21 protein-coding genes are annotated in these 18,968 nt (G+C 44.8%); 5 read left to right on the top strand and 16 right to left on the bottom strand.

Features of this window, described 5'->3' with window-relative positions; genetic code table 11:
- Window positions 1-59: 59 nt before the first annotated feature.
- The 4 genes from argS to speE form a co-directional block, all read right to left on the bottom strand.
- Window positions 60-1,730 carry an arginine--tRNA ligase gene (argS, locus tag ACSU6B_RS10955; protein WP_410885117.1) on the bottom strand — a complete coding sequence of 557 codons (1,671 nt, stop codon included), beginning with the start codon at window positions 1,728-1,730 and terminating at the stop codon, window positions 60-62.
- Window positions 1,717-2,142 carry a DUF1934 domain-containing protein gene (locus tag ACSU6B_RS10960; protein WP_410885119.1) on the bottom strand — a complete coding sequence of 142 codons (426 nt, stop codon included), beginning with the start codon at window positions 2,140-2,142 and terminating at the stop codon, window positions 1,717-1,719. Before ACSU6B_RS10960 ends, argS begins: the two co-directional genes overlap by 14 nt.
- Window positions 2,143-2,363: 221 nt before the next feature.
- The gene (gene speB, locus ACSU6B_RS10965) at window positions 2,364-3,236 is read right to left on the bottom strand and encodes an agmatinase (RefSeq protein ID WP_410885121.1); all 873 of its coding nucleotides are present in this window, start codon (window positions 3,234-3,236) and stop codon (window positions 2,364-2,366) included.
- A 148-nt stretch (window positions 3,237-3,384) separates the two neighbouring features.
- Complete coding sequence (speE, locus tag ACSU6B_RS10970) at window positions 3,385-4,212, bottom strand: spermidine synthase (protein WP_410885123.1); 828 nt, start codon at window positions 4,210-4,212, stop codon at window positions 3,385-3,387.
- 215 nt (window positions 4,213-4,427) lie between these two features.
- Between speE and ACSU6B_RS10975 the strand changes: the two genes are divergently transcribed.
- Window positions 4,428-6,497, top strand: a complete 2,070-nt coding sequence (locus tag ACSU6B_RS10975; protein WP_410885125.1) for a transglycosylase domain-containing protein — start codon at window positions 4,428-4,430, stop codon at window positions 6,495-6,497.
- A 348-nt stretch (window positions 6,498-6,845) separates the two neighbouring features.
- On the opposite strand, the gene ACSU6B_RS10980 is transcribed toward ACSU6B_RS10975, so the two are convergent.
- Entirely contained in the window at window positions 6,846-7,355 is a 510-nt protein-coding gene (locus tag ACSU6B_RS10980) for a YwhD family protein (RefSeq protein ID WP_215002085.1), read from the bottom strand.
- A 15-nt stretch (window positions 7,356-7,370) separates the two neighbouring features.
- Window positions 7,371-8,021, bottom strand: coding sequence for a site-2 protease family protein (locus ACSU6B_RS10985; RefSeq protein ID WP_410885127.1), 651 nt, complete (start codon window positions 8,019-8,021; stop codon window positions 7,371-7,373).
- A gap of 203 nt (window positions 8,022-8,224) precedes the next feature.
- Here ACSU6B_RS10985 and ACSU6B_RS10990 point away from each other — a divergent pair, with 203 nt between their 5' ends.
- A complete protein-coding gene (locus ACSU6B_RS10990; RefSeq protein WP_410885129.1) occupies window positions 8,225-8,410 on the top strand; it encodes a 2-hydroxymuconate tautomerase in 186 nt (61 codons plus the stop codon).
- A gap of 377 nt (window positions 8,411-8,787) precedes the next feature.
- Here the strand turns inward: ACSU6B_RS10990 and ACSU6B_RS10995 are convergent, their stop codons facing one another.
- The 3 genes from ACSU6B_RS10995 to ACSU6B_RS11005 form a co-directional block, all read right to left on the bottom strand.
- A complete protein-coding gene (locus ACSU6B_RS10995) occupies window positions 8,788-9,291 on the bottom strand; it encodes a YwgA family protein (RefSeq protein ID WP_410885131.1) in 504 nt (167 codons plus the stop codon).
- Between the two features lie 60 nt (window positions 9,292-9,351).
- Entirely contained in the window at window positions 9,352-10,650 is a 1,299-nt protein-coding gene (locus ACSU6B_RS11000) for an HD domain-containing protein (RefSeq protein ID WP_410885133.1), read from the bottom strand.
- A 331-nt stretch (window positions 10,651-10,981) separates the two neighbouring features.
- Window positions 10,982-11,221 carry a DUF1450 domain-containing protein gene (locus ACSU6B_RS11005; RefSeq protein ID WP_335398176.1) on the bottom strand — a complete coding sequence of 80 codons (240 nt, stop codon included), beginning with the start codon at window positions 11,219-11,221 and terminating at the stop codon, window positions 10,982-10,984.
- Between the two features lie 273 nt (window positions 11,222-11,494).
- Between ACSU6B_RS11005 and ACSU6B_RS11010 the strand changes: the two genes are divergently transcribed.
- Window positions 11,495-12,286 carry an RsfA family transcriptional regulator gene (locus tag ACSU6B_RS11010; RefSeq protein ID WP_410885135.1) on the top strand — a complete coding sequence of 264 codons (792 nt, stop codon included), beginning with the start codon at window positions 11,495-11,497 and terminating at the stop codon, window positions 12,284-12,286.
- A gap of 81 nt (window positions 12,287-12,367) precedes the next feature.
- Here ACSU6B_RS11010 and ACSU6B_RS11015 read toward each other — a convergent pair whose 3' ends face one another.
- Both ACSU6B_RS11015 and pta read right to left on the bottom strand, forming a co-directional pair.
- The gene (locus ACSU6B_RS11015) at window positions 12,368-13,198 is read right to left on the bottom strand and encodes a lipoate--protein ligase family protein (protein ID WP_410885137.1); all 831 of its coding nucleotides are present in this window, start codon (window positions 13,196-13,198) and stop codon (window positions 12,368-12,370) included.
- 127 nt (window positions 13,199-13,325) lie between these two features.
- The gene (pta, locus tag ACSU6B_RS11020) at window positions 13,326-14,297 is read right to left on the bottom strand and encodes a phosphate acetyltransferase (protein ID WP_410885139.1); all 972 of its coding nucleotides are present in this window, start codon (window positions 14,295-14,297) and stop codon (window positions 13,326-13,328) included.
- A gap of 249 nt (window positions 14,298-14,546) precedes the next feature.
- Between pta and hemQ the strand changes: the two genes are divergently transcribed.
- A complete protein-coding gene (hemQ, locus tag ACSU6B_RS11025; RefSeq protein WP_410885141.1) occupies window positions 14,547-15,290 on the top strand; it encodes a hydrogen peroxide-dependent heme synthase in 744 nt (247 codons plus the stop codon).
- A gap of 231 nt (window positions 15,291-15,521) precedes the next feature.
- Window positions 15,522-16,001, top strand: coding sequence for a spore coat protein GerQ (gerQ, locus tag ACSU6B_RS11030; RefSeq protein WP_410885143.1), 480 nt, complete (start codon window positions 15,522-15,524; stop codon window positions 15,999-16,001).
- A gap of 230 nt (window positions 16,002-16,231) precedes the next feature.
- Here the strand turns inward: gerQ and ACSU6B_RS11035 are convergent, their stop codons facing one another.
- From ACSU6B_RS11035 to ACSU6B_RS11055, 5 genes are all read right to left on the bottom strand, one after another.
- Window positions 16,232-16,606 (bottom strand): DUF423 domain-containing protein, encoded by a 375-nt coding sequence (locus tag ACSU6B_RS11035; protein WP_214730743.1) that lies wholly within the window; start codon window positions 16,604-16,606, stop codon window positions 16,232-16,234.
- A 148-nt stretch (window positions 16,607-16,754) separates the two neighbouring features.
- On the bottom strand, window positions 16,755-17,075 hold the full coding sequence (locus tag ACSU6B_RS11040) for a YwdI family protein (RefSeq protein ID WP_215001473.1): 321 nt from the start codon (window positions 17,073-17,075) through the stop codon (window positions 16,755-16,757).
- A 175-nt stretch (window positions 17,076-17,250) separates the two neighbouring features.
- The gene (locus ACSU6B_RS11045; protein WP_410885145.1) at window positions 17,251-18,270 is read right to left on the bottom strand and encodes a thiazole biosynthesis adenylyltransferase ThiF; all 1,020 of its coding nucleotides are present in this window, start codon (window positions 18,268-18,270) and stop codon (window positions 17,251-17,253) included.
- Between the two features lie 5 nt (window positions 18,271-18,275).
- Window positions 18,276-18,509 carry a molybdopterin converting factor subunit 1 gene (moaD, locus tag ACSU6B_RS11050; protein ID WP_410885147.1) on the bottom strand — a complete coding sequence of 78 codons (234 nt, stop codon included), beginning with the start codon at window positions 18,507-18,509 and terminating at the stop codon, window positions 18,276-18,278.
- Window positions 18,502-18,966 carry a molybdenum cofactor biosynthesis protein MoaE gene (locus tag ACSU6B_RS11055; RefSeq protein WP_410885179.1) on the bottom strand — a complete coding sequence of 155 codons (465 nt, stop codon included), beginning with the start codon at window positions 18,964-18,966 and terminating at the stop codon, window positions 18,502-18,504. Before ACSU6B_RS11055 ends, moaD begins: the two co-directional genes overlap by 8 nt.
- Window positions 18,967-18,968: the final 2 nt, after the last annotated feature.

An 18,968-nucleotide genomic window follows, 5' to 3' on the forward strand; every position in this document is an offset into this window, starting at 1 on the left:
AACAATAACATCACCCACAATAAAAAAAGCCCCCTTAACCGTAAGGGAGCCATCATCATTTACATTTTTTCAGGAGCTGAAACCCCAATCAACGCCAGCGCATTGCGGAGTGTAATCTGCACCGCTCGCACCAACGCGAGTCGTGCTTTAGTACGCTCTACATTATCAAGGTCGAGCACCTTTTCCGCATTATAAAAACTGTGGAACGTCGACGCTAAATCAAAGATATAGTTGGTAATCCGGTGTGGGACACGCTTCTGTGCAGCCTCGCCAACAGCCAACGGAAACTCACCAAGCTTCTTCAATAAATCCATTTCCTTCTCCGATGCCACTAACGAAAAATCCGCATCCGAATCAACACGAACACCCTGCTCCTCACCAGAACGCAGAATACTAGAAATCCGTGCATGGGCATAATGCGCATAATAAACCGGATTTTCATTCGACTCCGACACCGCTAAATCCAAATCAAAATCCATATGCGTATCCGAGCTGCGCATCGCAAAGAAATAACGCGTCGCATCAAGGCCGACCTCATCAACCAAATCACGCATCGTGACCGCTTTCCCGGTCCGCTTACTCATCTTCATCTTCTCGCCATTTTTATAAAGGTGCACCAGCTGAATGATTTCCACCTCAAGAGCCTCGCGACTAAACCCGAGCGCCTGAATCGCCGCCTTCATCCTTGGAATATAGCCATGGTGATCCGCGCCCCAAATATTAATCAACTTCTCAAAGCCGCGGCCTAACTTGTCCTTATGGTAAGCAATATCCGGCGTCAAATACGTATACGATCCATCCTGCTTAATTAACACACGGTCCTTGTCATCGCCAAAGTCCGTCGAACGGAGCCAAGTCGCACCGTCTTCCTCATACACATAACCGCTCGCACGCAATGCTGCCAACGCCTCATCAATTTTTCCATTTTTATAAAGAGACGTCTCCGAGTACCACACATCAAAGCCCACGCGGAAATCCTCAAGGTCCTGCTTCAACTTCGCCATTTCATATTTCAGACCGTACTCACGGAAAAATTCCTGGCGCTCTTCAACGGAAACATGCACATACTTGTCGCCAAATTCTTCAGCCAAAGTTTTCCCAATGCCAATAATATCGGTACCATGGTAACCGCCCTCCGGCATTTCTTTTTCCAAACCAAGTGCCTGGAAATACCGTGCTTCCACCGACAGTGCCAGATTATTAATCTGGTTCCCAGCGTCATTAATATAGTACTCACGCGAAACATCATAGCCCGCTTTGTCCAAAATGTTACATAACGAATCGCCGACCGCTGCACCGCGGGCATGACCCAGGTGCAAGTCACCCGTTGGATTGGCAGACACGAACTCCACCATTATTTTCTCGTTGCCGCCAACCGTGGTCTCACCGTACCGCTCACCAGCCTTTAGAACCGTCGGAATCAGCTCCGTTAAATAACTATTATTCATATAAAAATTAATAAACCCCGGCCCCGCCAGTTCAATTTTTTCAATCGAAGCCTTTGAGCGGTCTATATTCTCAATCAATGCTTCCGCAATCACTCTTGGCGCCTTCTTCGCAATACGAGTCAGCTGCATCGCCATATTCGTCGAATAATCACCGTGCACCTTCTCCTTCGGCGTTTCAAGAACCACAGCAGGAATCTGCTCCTCTGTTGCCAGACCCGCCTTCAGCACCGCCGCGCGAATCTCTTCCTTTAACTTACTTTGTACTTGTTCAACTATGTTCATGTTTATCCTCCTGAAAGGTAATTTCCAAATGGTATGTACCGGCATGCGAGCCCTGCATCGTAAAATCATAAAGGATATCAATCAAGCCATCCGAATGCTCAATCCGCTTTGCCAGCGTCATCGTCTCAAAGGTACCAAACGGCATTTCATAACTGCCGCGAAGCTTCTTGTGCAAGCGAAACGGCAAACGCATCTTCACCGCGCCACCGCGCAGAATCAGCGCCTCATCCCCAGCCACCTTCACAATCGTCCGAACATTGCCCTCTTCCTGCACCTCTTCATACTTAAGAAACGAGGCCCCATCTTTTTGCAGGTAACGGCCAAACACCGCCAGCTCATAGACTTCCTTGCTCCCATGCTGATGAATCGTCGTTTTCACATTAATTTTCATAGGAATTTCCGTACTAGACAAACGAAATCGCACTTCCTTTTTTCTTTTTTAAAAAGGAACTCAGTAACACTCTTTGGAATGGTTCTAGTCCTAGTAATTGACTTAACTGCAATATTGCATACTTTTTCTATTATAAACATTGCTGGGGCACAAATCAAAAAATGCCCGCCCTCAAAAAGGGTCAGGCAACTTAAATTTGAAAATTGTCTAGCTCCGGCGCCTAGGCGCTTCGAATTTTCTGTTTATTTCACCCAGCCAAGCAGCATTTCACGAATTAACTTGCTCGCTGTATTGGCCGTTTGCTCGGAAGGGTCGTAGATTGGCGCAACCTCAACCAGGTCCCCGCCGACAACGTTCACTTCAGAACGGGCAATCGCATGAATAGAGGCAAGCAGCTCTTTCGAAGTGATCCCGCCGCAATCAACCGTACCTGTGCCAGGTGCATGCGCTGGATCAAGGACATCGATATCAATCGTGACATAAACCGGACGTCCGGCAAGTGTCGGCAGGATTTCTTTTAATGGCTCAAGCACTTCAAACTTCGAAATATGCATCCCGTTTTGCTTCGCCCACTCAAACTCTTCCTTCATCCCTGAACGGATCCCGAAGGAATAAACGTTGTTCGGCCCGATATGTTCCGCAATCTTGCGGATTGGGGTCGAGTGCGACAACGGTTCGCCTTCATATTGTTCACGTAAATCGGTGTGGGCATCAAAATGGATAATTGCTAAATCTGGATACTTTTTATACATAGCTTTCATGACCGGCCATGAGACCAGATGCTCGCCGCCCATGCCAAGCGGGAACTTGCCGGCAGTAAGGACTTGGTCGACAAAATCTTCAATGATATCAATGCTCTTTTGCGGATTCCCGAATGGAAGCGGAATATCGCCAGCATCGTAATATTTTACTTCCTCAAGTTCACGGTCAAGATAGGCACTGTACTCTTCTAAACCAATCGACACCTCGCGGATGCGGGCCGGACCAAAACGTGACCCCGGACGATAACTAACCGTCCAATCCATCGGCATCCCGTACAGAACAACCTGACTCTCCTCAAAATTTGGATGACTCTTAATAAACACATTCCCTGAATACGCCTCATCAAAACGCATCTATGTATCCCTCGCTCTCTATTCTCTATAAGGGTGTCAGGCACCATCGGTGGACAAAACACCCACTTTGTCCGCACGGAGTGGACACTTATGATTTTGTACCACTTTCTTTGTGGTGCCTGACACCACTTCATTATATCTTTTTGAATTACTTCACTAAATCCCCAACAAACTTAGGCAGTACGAATGCTGCTTGGTGAAGCTCTTTTGTGTAGTATTTTGTTTCGATTTCGTGGAAGCGGTCTTCGCTTACTTCTAATGGATCGTATTTCTTTGATCCGATTGTGAAGGCCCATAAGCCGCTTGGGTATGTTGGGATATTTGCAACATATAGCCGTGTAATTGGGAAGATTTCACGAACGTCGCGTTGTACGTTACGGATTAAATCTGCTTTAAACCACGGATTATCAGACTGAGCCACAAAAATTCCGTCTTCTTTCAACGCCTTCGAAATGCCTGCATAGAAACCTTTTGTAAATAGGTTAACCGCTGGTCCGACTGGTTCGGTTGAGTCAACCATAATAACGTCATACTCATTTTCGCTTTTCGCAATGTGCATGAATCCGTCGTCGACTTGGACATCCACGCGTGGGTCATCAAGCATCCCGGCAATCTCCGGAAGGAATTTCTTTGAGTACTCAATTACTTTGCCATCAATATCAACAAGCGTCGCTTTCTTCACGCTTGGGTGCTTTAACACTTCACGAATCACACCGCCATCGCCGCCGCCGACAACAAGAACATTCTCAGGGTTTGGGTGTGTAAATAAAGGAACGTGTGCCACCATTTCATGGTAAACAAACTCATCGCGGACAGAAGTCATCACCATGTCGTCCAATAACAGCATGTTGCCCCACTCTTCTGTTTCAATCATATCGAGCTTTTGAAATTCCGTTTGTTCTGTATGTAAGGTTTTATTTACTTTCATGGTGATTCCAAAGTTTTCGGTTTGCTTTTCTGTAAACCAAATTGACATGTTCATCTTCCTTTCACTTCATTCTATTTAAACCTCTAGTTAATTACAAAGTAATCACTTCAATTTTATAGTACCCAAACTATTGAATTACAATCACACCAAAAAGTCTAGCAAAATTTAAATAAATCCTACATTAAATGTTTAAAATGACTCTATTTTTTCAATACTATTACTATCTATTTTTTTAAAATCTGGAAATACGGTGGTGAGATATAGTGGAAATCATGACTGATCAAGGGTTTCGGAAGACGATTAAATATTTGCGGGCAGCTATTATCATCAGTTTGATAGGCATGATTTGTATGCTTATTCTCTTCCTTGGAATTCTGGCCTATGCAAAAATCCTCGGCGCGCCGCCGCTCGCCGTGCCGCAATCAACCCTTTTCTTTGCCGATGACGGGACATTGATTGGCGAAAGTAATAGTGGCCAAAAACGGTATTGGGCCCGATTAGAGGATATTTCACCGGATATTGTCGCGGCAACGATCTCGATTGAGGATAAAAATTTTTACGAGCACCATGGCTTCGATTTTAAGCGTATTGGGGGTGCTGTATTAGCCGATATTCAAGCCTTCTCAAAGGTACAGGGGGCAAGCACAATCACCCAGCAATATGCCCGAAATCTATTTCTCGAACACGATAAAACGTGGACACGGAAGCTGCACGAGGCTTTTTATACGATCCGCATTGAGATGAATTATTCAAAAAAGGAAATTCTCGAAGGCTATTTAAATACGATTTATTATGGCAACGGTGCCTATGGTGTACAGGCGGCCAGTCAATATTATTTTGGAAAAGATGCAGCTGACTTAAACCTTGCGGAAGCGAGCATGCTCGCCGGAATTCCAAAGGGGCCGGGAATCTACTCTCCGCTGGCCTCGATGGAACATGCAAAAAAGCGCCAGACGATTATTTTGAAAAGCATGGTAACGAATCATTACATCAAGAAAAAAGAAGCAATAGATGCTGCCATGCAGCCGCTGACAATTGTCGGCGCTCATAACACACAAAAAGTGAAGGTGGCTCCTTATTTTCAGGATGCTGTCAGAAATGCCTTAAAAAATCAATTACATTTAGATGACCGCACGATTGCCCTCGGCGGATTAAAAGTCTATACCACGCTTAATCGCAAACAGCAGGAGGCAGCCGAAAATCAGGTTCATAAATATGTCGCGAATCTATCGGAAATTCAAGTGGGTTTAGTTGCAATGGATCCGAAAAACGGTTATGTGAAAGCGATGGTCGGCGGCAGGGATTATGAAAAGAGCCCGTTTAACCGCGCCGTTCAGGCGATCAGGCAGCCAGGCTCCACGATCAAGCCGCTGCTTTATTATGCAGCCCTTGAGCATGGGTTCACTCCATCCTCGACGATGCGCAGTGAGTTTACGACCTTCCATTTTGACGATGGCCAGGCTGATTATACCCCGCATAACTTTAACAATAAGTATGCCGACGGCGAAATCACCCTCGCCCAAGCACTTGCTGTTTCTGATAATATCTTTGCCGTCAAAACGCATTTATTTTTAGGAGAAGAGACCTTAATTGAAACGGCTAGGAAATTTGGCCTTTCTTCTAAAATGGCTCGTGTTCCCTCACTCGCATTGGGGACTTCAGGTGTACGGGTCATCGAAATGGCGAATGCCTATAGTCTGTTTGCAAATGGTGGAAAAAAGGTGAATCCAACCTTAATTACCAGAGTGGAAGACTACAATGGCAATGTCCTTTTTGAAAAAGAAAATGAGACGAAAAAGGTTTTGGACCCAGCAAAGGCTTTTGTTATGACGCAAATGTTGACGGGGATTTTTGATCCGAAGTTAAATGGCTATGCCAAGGTAACCGGCAGCACGGTCATCAAGGATATTTCGCGCCCCTATGCAGGTAAATCAGGTTCAACGGAAACGGATAGCTGGATGATCGGCTACTCGCCGCAGCTGGTTACCGCCGTTTGGGCCGGCTACGATATGGGAAAACCGATTGAGTTGGTCGCGGAAAAAACATACGCCAAGAATATCTGGGCTAATTTTATGGAAGAAGCCTTAAAAGGGAAACCCGTGAAGGCGTTTAAAGCACCAAAAGAAGGTGTCAAAGGGGTTTATGTCAATCCTGAGAATGGCAAACTAGCGACAAAGGATTGTCCAGTGCGCCGCTTTACCTATTTTGTCGCAGGAACGGAGCCAACCGAATACTGCACAGAGCATCTCAACCATCATCAATCCGCGCCTGCAAATCATAAAGATACCAACAAGAAAGTGCCATGGTACAAAAAGATTATGCCATGGAGTTAAACAAATCTAAATATAGAAAAGCTCCGGAAAAATTCCCGGAGCTTTTCTTGTCCTAGTTTTAAAGCGTTTTTACATTGCTTATAATACTATACCTTTTAAAAAAACTACAAGCATTTATTTCAAAATAAGAAAGTATAAAAGTTTGAACCTAGATAACTGTCTAGCTCCAGCGCCTAGGGGCTTGGGGTCATAAGCCAATCCGTCCTGAAGGTTAAAAAGCTACCTTCACGCCGGCTCGTCTTATGCCTGTCGCCCCGGAACAAGGCGCTTCCGCTTTTCTATTTTCCTTTATCTCAGTCAAAGTGCTCCAGTCCATACGCCGCTCAACGGGCGCTTGTGCTTTTCTTTTTATTCGGCCAATAAACCACGTTTTAGCTCATCCGTTGAGTTGTTCCACAAGACCTCATTATGATTGCGCAAGAAATCGGCTAACACCTTTTTCGAATTCGCATCCATGTCGTCCACAATGATATGGCGTTTCAAAGACTTATCCATGCGGTTCACGTGTTCAGGCAAGGATTTGTAGCCGCGCCGAATCTCCCGGTCAACGGTCATAAAGCAGGCCGTCACACCGGCGTAGTACGGACCTTCTTGCTTGCGGTCAATCGTTACCCACACAAGCCAATACGGTTTCCCGTTCGGAACCTCTTCTTGCGTTTTCAAAAATTTAATCCCCTTTTCCACGACGCTGCGGGCATGCATTGCACCGACATCAATCTCAGCCTCGCCTGCATCGACATCAATGATGACCGGCGACACATTATCAAGGCTCAATGCACCTTTTCCGTAGCCTTTGTGACCATCCGTCGGGTCACTTTTTATAATATTAAAACCAAGTTTCTTCTTTTTTTCATCCATTAAAACGCAAGCCTCCTAAAAAAACAACATACTAAAGAAATTACTTAACCCATCCCACACCCAAGGGATGACCACCCCAAAAATAGGCTCAATCGTAAATTTATCAAGGGGTGTGAAAACTAGAATTAAGAAGATCAACGCACCGTACTGTTCATACTGGGTCATTTTTGCCCGCACATGAGTGGGAGCTAAATCCTCAATAATTCGGTACCCATCGAGCGGTGGAAAGGGTAACAGGTTAAAAATAAATAGAACAATATTAAGCCTGATAAATATTTCGAGAAAATCATAGAAACTATCTGGTACGATGACCCCCGATCGGTTTAATCCAAACGCAACAATGAAGCCTAGCGAAGCTAAAATAAGATTGCTGAGCGGCCCTGCAACCGAAACGAGAATTCCTGCGAGACGGGGCTTTTTAAAGAAAAAGCGATTAACCGGAACCGGTCGGGCCCAGCCAAAGCCGGCGATAAAAATTAAGATGGTTCCAATCGGATCGAGGTGCTTGAGTGGATTCAGCGTCAAGCGTCCTTGGTTTTTTGCCGTCATGTCCCCGAATTTATAGGCAACAAACGCGTGAGCAAATTCGTGAAACGTAAAGGCAATCATCAGGGTTATTGCCAAATAGGGAATCATGCTAAGTGGATAGGCAAGAAAATTTTCCAACGCGTATCTCCTTCCAGCTCTAACGGATGGCACGCTTTGTATGGTGCACAAGCTCCGTTTTTCTATCTATACTATATTCCTTTTAGTATACATGAAACCGTTTATAAAAAGAAAATCAAAAGCGTCATCTATTATTGCACTTTTCGTCGAATTATGGAAAACTAAAATAGAAAAGCGAAAGCGTTATATAGGAGGGGAAAAACATGCCATATGTTACCGTAAAAATGCTTGAAGGACGTTCCGATGAACAGAAACGTGAACTTGTTTCAAGAGTAACCGAAGCAGTCAGCGAAACAACAGGAGCCCCAAAAGAAGCAATCCACGTAATGATCGATGAAATGAGCAAAAGCAATCTCGGAATTGCTGGCGTCAGAAAAAGCGACCAATAAGAATGGTTTTAAAGGTGTCAGGCACCATTGTGAAATTTTCACATGGTGCCTGACACCTTTTTTGTTACAAAAACTTTATCTCGTCTTTTGGACTCCCAATCTTCATTTTTTCCAGCTCTAGCTTCATTTTTTCCCTCATTTACAAATCATAACAAATCCACATCTAAAAGAGTATTGATTTAACTGAAAATCGGGTGCGATTGTACGGATGCCGATAGACAAAATTCCACAAGGGAAAAGGAGAAATGTCTTTCGGACGAGCCACGATGGACAAAACCTCACATGGAAACAAGAGAAATGTCTTTCGGACGAGCTCAAATAGACTCAAAAAAACACCACCCAGACTCCGCAGCAGTCCAAATGGTGTTCGACATAACTTATTGAATTTTACCTTTTAAGGATTCGATATATTGATAGGCCTCTTCGATTTCCGCTTCCGTATAGCGCTGGCTTGCCTTTAATGTAAACACCTTGTTCATGACCTCTTCTTTTGGAAGATTATCAAAATATAAAACGGTGGAAACCAACTCCAAGAATCTAGCATTCTGCTCATTCATATCCACCAGGCAATCCTGCAAAAACGGCATCTCAACCTCATTCACACTTAAAAACTCTTTCCCCGGCTCTGTCAGAGAGTAGCGATACTGAAAATAACCGCCCTTTTTCTCCTTCACCTCATTGAGAAATCCCATATTACATAGCTCTTCGACCCGTAACGTCAATTCCTCTGAGTAGGGGCCATAAAAATGAAACTGGAACCGCTCATGAAAAGGGAATGCCACCTTTTTCGCAATATATATCATCTTTTGCAGCTTTTTTCGTCCGATAATTTCACCGGAAACCATAACCGCCTGCATCAGCTTCGCGTGATCATTTAACAACGTTCGTCATCTCCTACTCCATCTCAACAGATCAATATTGGGTGTCAGGCACCAATCGTTCTATAGCTCTAAAAGGGCACGGATTTGCTTTTTGACATTCTTTTTGGACGAGTCATCCTCTAGGAAATCAGCCGGGTAATAGAGCTTGTGGTCCGTTCTTCTTTTCCCTGAGATCGCATCAACGATCTCTGACTCTCTAGAAAGCTCCTTCAAATCCCCATTATGCATCAACAAATGAATCGGCAGCCGTTCCTCTTCTTCTCCAGGACGGTAGAAATCATACGGCAAATCCGACGAGGAATCGACAACCAAATAGTATTCAGGATCAATCCCTGCCTTTTTGAATAAGGAACCTAATTCGGCGAGCTTTTTGTATTCTTTCGCAGGATCAAATTCGGCATACTTAAATAGATTGCGATTCACAAAACGCCGGCAGAGGTCGCTTATAATCGGGTCAGTTTCCTCCTGCCAAATTTGAAAATAATATAAAATCACGGATTCATCTAATTTTAAATAGTCTTCTAAGGTTACTTTTTCATTGAAGATCGAAGTAAAGTGGATCGGTTCATATTTAAAAGAATAGTTTTCTTCAAATAATTGCTTGGCGCGGTGGAGAATTTTTGTCAAAATAACCTCCGCACTGCGCGAAACCGGATGAAAATAGACCTGCCAATACATCTGGTAGCGGCTCATTATATAATCTTCCACCGCATGCATCCCGCTTTTTTTGATCACCACTTGATCCTCGCGCGGCCTCATCACCCGCAGGATCCGTTCCATATCAAACTGACCATAGCTGACACCCGTAAAATAGGCATCTCGCTGCAAATAATCCATCCGGTCGGCATCAATTTGACTGGAAATAAGGCTGACAACTAGCTTTTTCTCTGAAGTTTTCGCAATCACTTCGGCTACTTTTTCAGGAAAATCTTTACCAACCTTCAACAGTACCTTATTCACTTCGGTATCTCCTAAAATAATCTTTCGGGTGAACTCCTCATGATCGAAATCAAACACTTTTTCAAAGGAATGAGAAAACGGTCCGTGGCCGAGGTCATGGAGCAGGGCCGCGCATAGGGTCAACAGGCGTTCGTCATCGTTCCATTCCGGCCTTCCCGCAAACACATCATCAATGATACGGCGGACAATTTCATAGACACCTAGTGAATGGTTGAAGCGGCTGTGCTCTGCGCCGTGAAAGGTTAAAAAAGTGGTTCCGAGCTGTTTGATGCGCCGCAAGCGCTGAAACTCTTTTGTGCCAATTAAATCCCAGATGGCCAGGTCACGTACATGGACGTAGCGGTGGACGGGGTCTTTAAATACTTTTTCTTCACTTAGCTTTTCCGCCGAATATGCCATAGACTTCCCTCTTCCTCGTATACTAGTTCCTGGCGCGTAGGGCTTCCGAGCCCTTCGCTTATATATTTCCTATTATATCCCAAAAACCACCCAGTTTTCAGCAAAATTCTACAGGATTTTTCGACATTGATGAGAAAAAAAATCACCTAAGTTTATTTGACAAAGGTGACTATTGATTGATAAGAAAGGCTCTATTAACTTAGATTACTGTCTAGCTCCAGCGTCCAGAGACTAGTGTACTTCGCTCTTCTCCCTACGATAAGTCAACATCGAATCGCTTCGCTCTCCGTGTTTCCTTTATCTCAGTCGAAGCGCTCCAGTCCATACGTCTCTAAACGGACGCTTCCGCTTTTCTAATCTTTTTATTCACTTTTTCCATTAATTCCTCTTCCGTTAATGCGGCAACCGGACGGTTATTAACGAAGGCAAAGGTCTTTTTCCGGCCTGGTCCGCAATAGGATTGGCAGCCAATTTTCACTTCAGCATCCGGATCCAGTTCTTTTAACCGAGGGATTAATGTCTTCAAATTCACGGCCTGACAATCATCACAAACGCGAAATTCATTGGACATTTGTTACAACCCTTTCTTTTGGCACTCTCTATCTATATTTTATCCAGTATGGATTACTTAAAACAACCGATTAACTCCTATGGTATTTTACATTTTCTTGTTTTCGATTGCAAGTTGCAATCTTTACTAAACTCGTGAAAAAAATCTACTATCCTTGCAACCATTTTGGTATAAAGGCTCATAAACTTGTCCATCCTAAGACTAGAACTTTTAAAAACTCGTCAAGATTCATTGGCGGGTTCATCAAAAAAACTATAATAGGGAGTTGAAAATATGAAAGTTCGTCAAGATGCATGGACAGATGAGAATGATTTGCTTTTAGCCGAGACTGTCCTTAGGCATGTAAGAGAAGGAAGCACCCAGCTGAACGCTTTTGAAGAAGTGGGCGATAAACTGAATCGTACTTCTGCCGCGTGTGGGTTCAGATGGAACGCTGTCGTCCGTCACCGCTATGAAAAAGCACTACAGCTAGCTAAAAAGCAACGGAAACAAAGACAAAGAGTTTTAGGAAAAGATCAGGGCGGCAAGAAGAAGCTGCTGTATAGTCCGCCGCTCACGGGAACACCGGAGTTTGAAACGATGCCAATGGAAGTTGAAATGCCGCTCGAATCTTCGTTTGAACTGCCAGATATGACGGCAGAAATGGCAGAAGAAACTTATGTAAAACCGGCTGCTTCCGTCCAAACACAAGCGCCAGTTCAAGCACAGGCACCCGTTCAACCATCCGTCCAAACGTACCGGCAGGCAAATACCACAGGGCTTTCGCTTGATTCCGTCATTACTTATTTGCAAAACTTTCATCATGCCAATCTGCAAAATGAAGCATTAAAAAGTGAGAATGAAAGATTGAAAAGAGAGTTGGCTGAGGTAAGGCGTCACAATGAAGAAATGGCAGCCAAAATCGCGGGGCTTGAGCAGAATACCGAAACAATCCAGGAAGATTACGAGACCTTAATGAAGATTATGAACCGCGCCCGCAAGCTTGTTTTATTTGAAGAAGAAGAAAGACCAGCGACTAAATTCAAAATGGACCGTAACGGGAACTTAGAAAAAGTAGCAGAATAAATAGAGCATTGGGAGAAGAGCAAAAGCGCAACATCTCTTTGAAAAAGAGCCGCAATTCCACTTTGGTGGGATTGCGGCTCTTTACATGGCGGCGATTTTTTCATTACGATCAATGACCCTTTGATAATAACCGGGAAATAACGCCAGCTCATAGTCATTCAATGGCCCAGCATATAAAAATTCACTATTTTCCTTTAACTGGTTCAATAGACGGAGCATTACATCGCCGATAGTCAAATTGGTCCCGAGCAATTCCGCAAGTGATGCCATGACAGAAGGGACAATTTCCGGATAAGTAAATTTCGTTTCTTCCTCTTGTTTTGCTAGTTTGTAAAATTGCCTGACCAGCTCGGCCCGCTTTTTACCGCTCCCATTCACACAAAGATAGATCTGAACGGCAACCCCTTTTTTAAGGCGGCGCTGGGAGATACCGGCAAACTTTTTCCCATCGATACTCAGGTCGTAACTTCCTGGGCAATAAGAGCCGATAATTTCCCTGGCCTCAATCTGATGCGGAAAGTCCGCAAACATGTTTTGAATGAGCTGCCACATCGTCTCATAGCCGCGATTAATATCAATCCCTTTTTCCGCCTCTGGAAAAATTAACGAAACGTTAAGGACTCCTTCATCAAGGACGACAGCGAGGCCGCCGGAATTTCTAACAATTGATTGATAGCCTTGCTCCTGTAGAAATTGAATGCCTGCTTGTAAAAATGGTAATTTGGTATCCTGGATGCCGAGGACGATGGTATTGTGGTGGACCCATGTCCGAGCGCTTGCAGGTGCCTGCCCCGATCCGACCGATGCACACAGGGTATCATCCGTTCCAAACGATTGTAATGCTTGAAAATGAATGCCAACAGCTGATTGATCGATGATTCGCCATTGCGGTTGACGCAGTAACCCTTCCATATGAGTAACTCCTTACTGATTTGATAGACTTATTTTAACAAAAAGAAGCAAAATAAAACAGATTGGACCGCGTTCGTTCACTAAAAAAGCCAGCCCACCACCCGTGGACCAGCCCTTCTCAAACCTCTTATAATCCTTGCGCCGCTGTAATTAACGCCAGTTTGTAGACGTCTTCTTCATTACAACCGCGTGATAGATCGTTTACTGGTGCATTTAAGCCCTGTAAAATCGGTCCTACTGCTTCAAAGCCGCCTAGGCGCTGTGCAATTTTATAGCCGATATTTCCTGCTTCAAGGCTAGGGAAAATGAACACATTCGCATCCCCTTGCAGCGGTGAATTCGGCGCCTTACTTTTTGCAACAGATGGCACAAACGCTGCATCAAACTGAAATTCTCCGTCCAAGACAAGTGATGGGTCACGACGCTTGGCTTCTTCTACTGCCGCTGCCACTCGTTCCGTTTCCGGTGATTTTGCTGAACCCTTCGTGGAAAAACTGAGCATTGCAATACGCGGTTCCATATCAAACATATGAGCAGTCTTCGCGCTTTCAATCGCAATTTCAGCTAAATCATTGCTGTCCGGTGCAATATTAATTGCACAATCGGCGAAAACATATTTTTCATCCTCACGAACCATGATAAACACACCTGACGTTTTCTTGACGCCTTCTTTTGTCTTGATAATCTGTAACGCAGGGCGCACCGTATCTGCTGTGGAGTGGGCCGCACCGCTAACAAGGCCGTGTGCTTTATTTAAATAAACAAGCATGGTGCCGAAATAGTTTTCATCAAGCAAAATTTTCCGGGCATCCTCTTCGGTTACTTTCCCTTTACGGCGGTCAACAAACGCTGCCACCAACTCGTCCATGCCTGCATAGCTCGCAGGGTCATAAATTTCCGTATCGTCGAGCGATACGCCAACCTCTGCCGCTTTGGCCTGAACCTGTTCGATGTTGCCAACCAAGATCGGTGTCATTAATTTTTCTGAACCCAAACGACCTGCGGCTCTGACAATCCGTTCGTCTAATCCTTCTGGAAAAACGATTCTCAAATCACGTCCAGAAACTTTTTGCTTTAATCCTTCAAATAAATCACTCACGACTAAAAATCCTCCCTTAATAAACCTACCTAATTAGCATACTTTACCTTTTTTAAATTTCAAGGATATCACTCACACCAGCTAAAAGTTTATCTTTTCAAAAAATTACACTCTAGGTTTTAGAATTTACTTTTTCCCACAAAAATATCCATTTGCCTATTTAGAAAGGTTTATTCGCGCGCCACTGGGTCAAACTATGATATAGTAATGAATGTAAATAAGAAGAGTGATTATTTAGGAGTGATTATAATGAGTGAAGCAGCAGTAACGCTTGATGGCTGGTATTGCCTCCATGATTTCCGTACCGTTGATTGGACAACTTGGAAAATGCTCCCTAGTGATGAGCGCCAGGCAGCGATCCACGAGTTTTTAAGTCTCGTTGAGAAGTGGAATGCTACACAGGAACGTAAAGAAGGCAGCCATGCTTTATATACAATTGTTGGTCAAAAGGCAGATTTTATGATGATGATTCTGCGTCCAACAATGGAAGAACTAAACCAAATTGAAACCGAATTCAATAAAACAAGATTGGCTGAATTCACGATGCCTGCACATTCTTATGTTTCAGTAGTCGAGTTAAGTAACTATTTACCTGCTGGTGAGGATCCATATCAAAACCCGCAAATTTTAGCCCGTCTGTACCCGACGCTGCCTAAGTCCAAATATGTCTGCTTCTATCCAATGGATAAGAAACGCGAGGGCAACGATAACTGGTACATGCTGCCGATGGAAGAGCGCAGAAGTTTAATGCGCAGCCACGGAATGATTGGTCGTACATACGCTGGTAAAGTAAAGCAAATCATCACGGGTTCCGTTGGTTTTGATGATTATGAATGGGGCGTTACTTTGTTTGCGGAGGATGTCCTTCAATTTAAAAAGCTTGTCTATGAAATGCGTTTTGATGAAGTAAGTGCTCGATACGGAGAATTCGGCTCATTCTTTGTTGGTAACCTGCTAGAAGAAGAACGCGTGGCAAACTTCTTACACGTGTAAAATATAAAAGTCCTCAGCTTCGGCTGGGGACTTTTTTGCTGTTTCTCCCCCATTAGCTAGTCATATTCCGCTCCATGTACTCATACTATTTAAACAGCGAGTCTAAGAAAGAACGCCACTAATCTCAAGTGGAAAAAGTTTATTTTTCTCCGTTGGCACATATTTGGGATTGAGGGAGTATTAATAGGATGTTGGGCCACTCGTTTAATTCACTTTTTAGGAGGGAAAAAGATGAATCAATACTACAATCCACAGGGATTTCAGCCTTATACTGGAGCGGCAGAGCAACAACAGAGAGCTCAAGGGATGCCGGGGGGCGGGCAAAGCTTTTATCCCGCACCTGGTGCACAAGGATTCCCACAATTTCCACCCGCCGGGGCAGGAGCTGGAGCACCATCTGCACCGCAAGGGCAAACACCAGGCATGCTGCCAATTGAGCAGTCGTACATCGAAAATATTTTACGCTTAAATAAAGGGAAATTGGTAACGGTCTTTGCCACGTTCGAAGGTAACAATCAATGGAATGCTAAGGAATTTAAAGGGATTATTGAAGCGGCAGGAAGAGACCATGTTGTCTTAAGTGACCCACAATCAGGGGCCCGTTACCTTATCCCAATGGTAGCCGTCGATTACGTCCAATTTTCTGAGGAAATTGAGTATGAATATCCTTACGGCAGCGCTCCGCCTTTATCTACTTACCCGCCAAGATAAATCATTTCAAACAAACACCAATTGACCCACAATTGGTGTTTTATTTTTTGGGTAATCTCTTTATACTATCCTGTTGATTTCCGCTCCAGGCGCTTCGCTTTCCGCGGGCGGTCCGGGGAGCCTCCTCGCCTTCCACTCCAATCAACAGAGTGACAAAATCAATAATAATGTTTAAAAGAGACTTCGACAAAAAAAGTCATTGGGAGCGTTGCCCAATGACTTCCTTTCCATTACAGATGTTTTACCGCACCGATTACCATGAGGATCCAGGCTGCTAAGAAGCATACTCCTCCAATGGGTGTAATCGCCCCTAAGATGCCAATCTTCGTCAAGCTCAATACATACAAACTGCCGCTAAAAAAGATAATACCGGCCAGCATCAACCATCCTGACCAGGTGAATTGCGGACTGGCGGCGGCTACTTTCCCAATCAGCAGCCCGATCATTAAAATACCTATCGCATGGAACATTTGATAGGTGACCCCTGTTTTCCAAATATCTAAATAATGTGCATCCAGTTTGTCTTTTAACCCATGGGCACCAAAGGCACCAAGCGCTACCGCTATAAAGGCGTTGATGGCTCCTACTATAATAAATACTTTCATCTAAAAATCTCCTCCTCTGTTATGTCTAGCTACAGGGCCAAGCCCCCCTCGAGGTCATAAGCCAATCACTTCAGAAGGCAAAAAACCGCCTTCCAAAGTGCTTGTCTTATGCTAGTCGGGGCTGAGACTGGCGCTTCCGCTTTTCGTTTTAAAAATCAAATAGCGAATCCCCGTTTGCTTCGTCTTCCATGTCGAGTTTCTTCGGCTGCTGTAATGTTGGTGCTTGTTGAACGATTGGTTGGTTCATTACAGGCTGTTGGTAAGCCTGGAACGAGATGGCAGGTTGAACTGCAGGCATTGGGGCCGCCGGAACCACGCTTGTCAGTGACGGTTTTTCGTCTAGCAGCAACTCGCATAATATTTTAATAGAGTAAACTTTTTCCCGCAAGCTTTCTTCCTTCGTGCTGGTTTTCGCCAGCTTCAATTCTGCTTCTATTTTCGTTAATAGTTTTTGGACGGATATATTCACTTATCAAGCACCTCAAATTTCAGTCTCGTTTCTATTCTACATGAGTATGACCTTTTTTTCGAAAAATTAGCCCGAGAGATTGGCAGACACTTCGACATAATCTCCATTGTTTCACGTGAAACACCTCGAATGGTGACAAAGAAAAACCCGTACCACTAAAGATACAGGTCATAGCTTATCCTAAGATCCGCTGATAAATCGATTTGGCATGGGTCAAATCCTTTGTCCCGTGAATAAGGGCACGGCCATCTTGAAAAATAACCATCCGTTCTTCGCCCATTTCAACCGACACCAAATAGGGGTTGCCCTTCACTACATATCCAAGTGTACTAAGTTGTCCAGCTAGGCGCTCCAACGATATCTCTCCTGTAGACGAGGGGCGGATTTGGACTGTATCACGGCCGCACAGTACCGTAGTTTTCGTCATATTTTCACGATCAAGATATGGATACGTCCGTTCCTCGCCACACGACAAGCATCCGGCAAACTTTGCCTTCGACATCTTTAAGAGACTATATTGATTTCTCCATAAATCAAAGCTGACAAACGAAGTCCGCACCGCGTCCCAATCCTCGACTAGCATCTTCAGCGCTTCCGCTGTCTGATGGGCGATTACCATTTGCACGGCAGGAGAAATAATCCCGCCCGTATCGCAGGTCATCCCCTGAAGCGGAACCTGGCGCAACAGGCAATTTAAACAGGGAGTTTTTCCTGGGATCATTGAAAACGTCATTCCAAAGCTGCCGACGCAGGCCCCATAGATCCACGGGACCTGGTATTTTTGTGAGGCATCATTCATCGCCATCCGGGTTTCAAAATTATCCGTCGCATCCATCATCACATCGACACCAAGGATAAGTTCCTCCAGCAATTCAGGGGTGGCATCACCGATGATTGAAACCACTTCCACATCGGAGTTAATCGCCCGCAGGCGTTTTTCTGCCGCTGCAGCCTTCGGAAGTTTCTCGGCGACATCTTCTTCGGTATAGAGCTGCTGGCGCTGCAGATTGCTGGCCTCAACATAGTCTCGGTCAATTATCGTAATCTTGCCAACGCCGGCCCGGGTCAACACCTCCGCACTGCCTGACCCTAAGGCCCCCGCCCCGATGATCAGTACATGCTTGCGACTAATCTTAGCTTGTCCTTCTTTACCAATCCCAGGAAAGAGGAACTGCCGTGAATACCGTTCGTTCATGATGATCAGCCCCCGCTTACTGGCGGAATAAAAGCAATTTCATCACCATCTCGAATGATTTCATCGTTCGAGGCAAATTCCTCATTGACCGCAGTCATCACCGTGTCCATTTTCGGCAGGTCATATTTAGCCGATAAGTCCGCTTTTAATTCTGCCACCGTTTTTCCACTGGCATCGACGGAAAGAAACTCTTCGCCGACTGCGTCGCGTAAATGGGCAAAAAATAGTACCTTATTCATTTAAGTCACTCTCCTCAGGCTTGCCGCTTGGGTAGGCGACGGTTTCCAGCTGATTGCCCATCCATGCTTCGCCTTCTTCCCAATGCTCTTTCTTCCAGATCGGGACGATTTCCTTGATCCGTTCAATTGCATAGCGGTTGGCTTCATAGGCATCAGCACGGTGCGGCGTCGAGACGGCAATGACCACCGCTACATCCGTTATATCTAAACGGCCGACCCGGTGGGTGATTGCAACGCATGAACCTTCCCAGCGCTGTTCAATTTCCTGGCCAATCTGCTCGAGCTTCTTTATAGCCATCGCTTCGTACGCTTCATAGATTAAAAACAACGTTTTTTTACCCTTCGTTAATTCTCGAACGGTACCGATAAACGTCGTAATCGCACCAGCCTCGCGCTGGATCACCTTATCAATTACTGCTTGAATATCGATTGGTTCCTTTGATATTTGATACATCATCC

This window comes from Neobacillus sp. C211 (genome assembly GCF_051842875.1).
Classification (GTDB): domain Bacteria; phylum Bacillota; class Bacilli; order Bacillales; family Cytobacillaceae; genus Neobacillus.

Excerpts from the sequence above, each read along its gene's own strand:
- hemQ (WP_410885141.1), top strand. The coding sequence starts at position 14,547 with ATGAGTGAAGCAGCAGTAACGCTTGATGGCTGGTATTGCCTCCATGAT.
- argS (WP_410885117.1), bottom strand. The coding sequence starts at position 1,730 with ATGAACATAGTTGAACAAGTACAAAGTAAGTTAAAGGAAGAGATTCGC.
- ACSU6B_RS11000 (WP_410885133.1), bottom strand. The coding sequence starts at position 10,650 with ATGGCATATTCGGCGGAAAAGCTAAGTGAAGAAAAAGTATTTAAAGAC.
- ACSU6B_RS10990 (WP_410885129.1), top strand. The coding sequence starts at position 8,225 with ATGCCATATGTTACCGTAAAAATGCTTGAAGGACGTTCCGATGAACAG.
- ACSU6B_RS11045 (WP_410885145.1), bottom strand. The coding sequence starts at position 18,270 with ATGAACGAACGGTATTCACGGCAGTTCCTCTTTCCTGGGATTGGTAAA.
- ACSU6B_RS11010 (WP_410885135.1), top strand. The coding sequence starts at position 11,495 with ATGAAAGTTCGTCAAGATGCATGGACAGATGAGAATGATTTGCTTTTA.
- ACSU6B_RS11015 (WP_410885137.1), bottom strand. The coding sequence starts at position 13,198 with ATGGAAGGGTTACTGCGTCAACCGCAATGGCGAATCATCGATCAATCA.
- ACSU6B_RS10980 (WP_215002085.1), bottom strand. The coding sequence starts at position 7,355 with ATGGATGAAAAAAAGAAGAAACTTGGTTTTAATATTATAAAAAGTGAC.
- gerQ (WP_410885143.1), top strand. The coding sequence starts at position 15,522 with ATGAATCAATACTACAATCCACAGGGATTTCAGCCTTATACTGGAGCG.
- moaD (WP_410885147.1), bottom strand. The coding sequence starts at position 18,509 with ATGAATAAGGTACTATTTTTTGCCCATTTACGCGACGCAGTCGGCGAA.
- ACSU6B_RS11055 (WP_410885179.1), bottom strand. The coding sequence starts at position 18,966 with ATGATGTATCAAATATCAAAGGAACCAATCGATATTCAAGCAGTAATT.
- ACSU6B_RS11035 (WP_214730743.1), bottom strand. The coding sequence starts at position 16,606 with ATGAAAGTATTTATTATAGTAGGAGCCATCAACGCCTTTATAGCGGTA.
- speE (WP_410885123.1), bottom strand. The coding sequence starts at position 4,212 with ATGTCAATTTGGTTTACAGAAAAGCAAACCGAAAACTTTGGAATCACC.
- speB (WP_410885121.1), bottom strand. The coding sequence starts at position 3,236 with ATGCGTTTTGATGAGGCGTATTCAGGGAATGTGTTTATTAAGAGTCAT.
- ACSU6B_RS11005 (WP_335398176.1), bottom strand. The coding sequence starts at position 11,221 with ATGTCCAATGAATTTCGCGTTTGTGATGATTGTCAGGCCGTGAATTTG.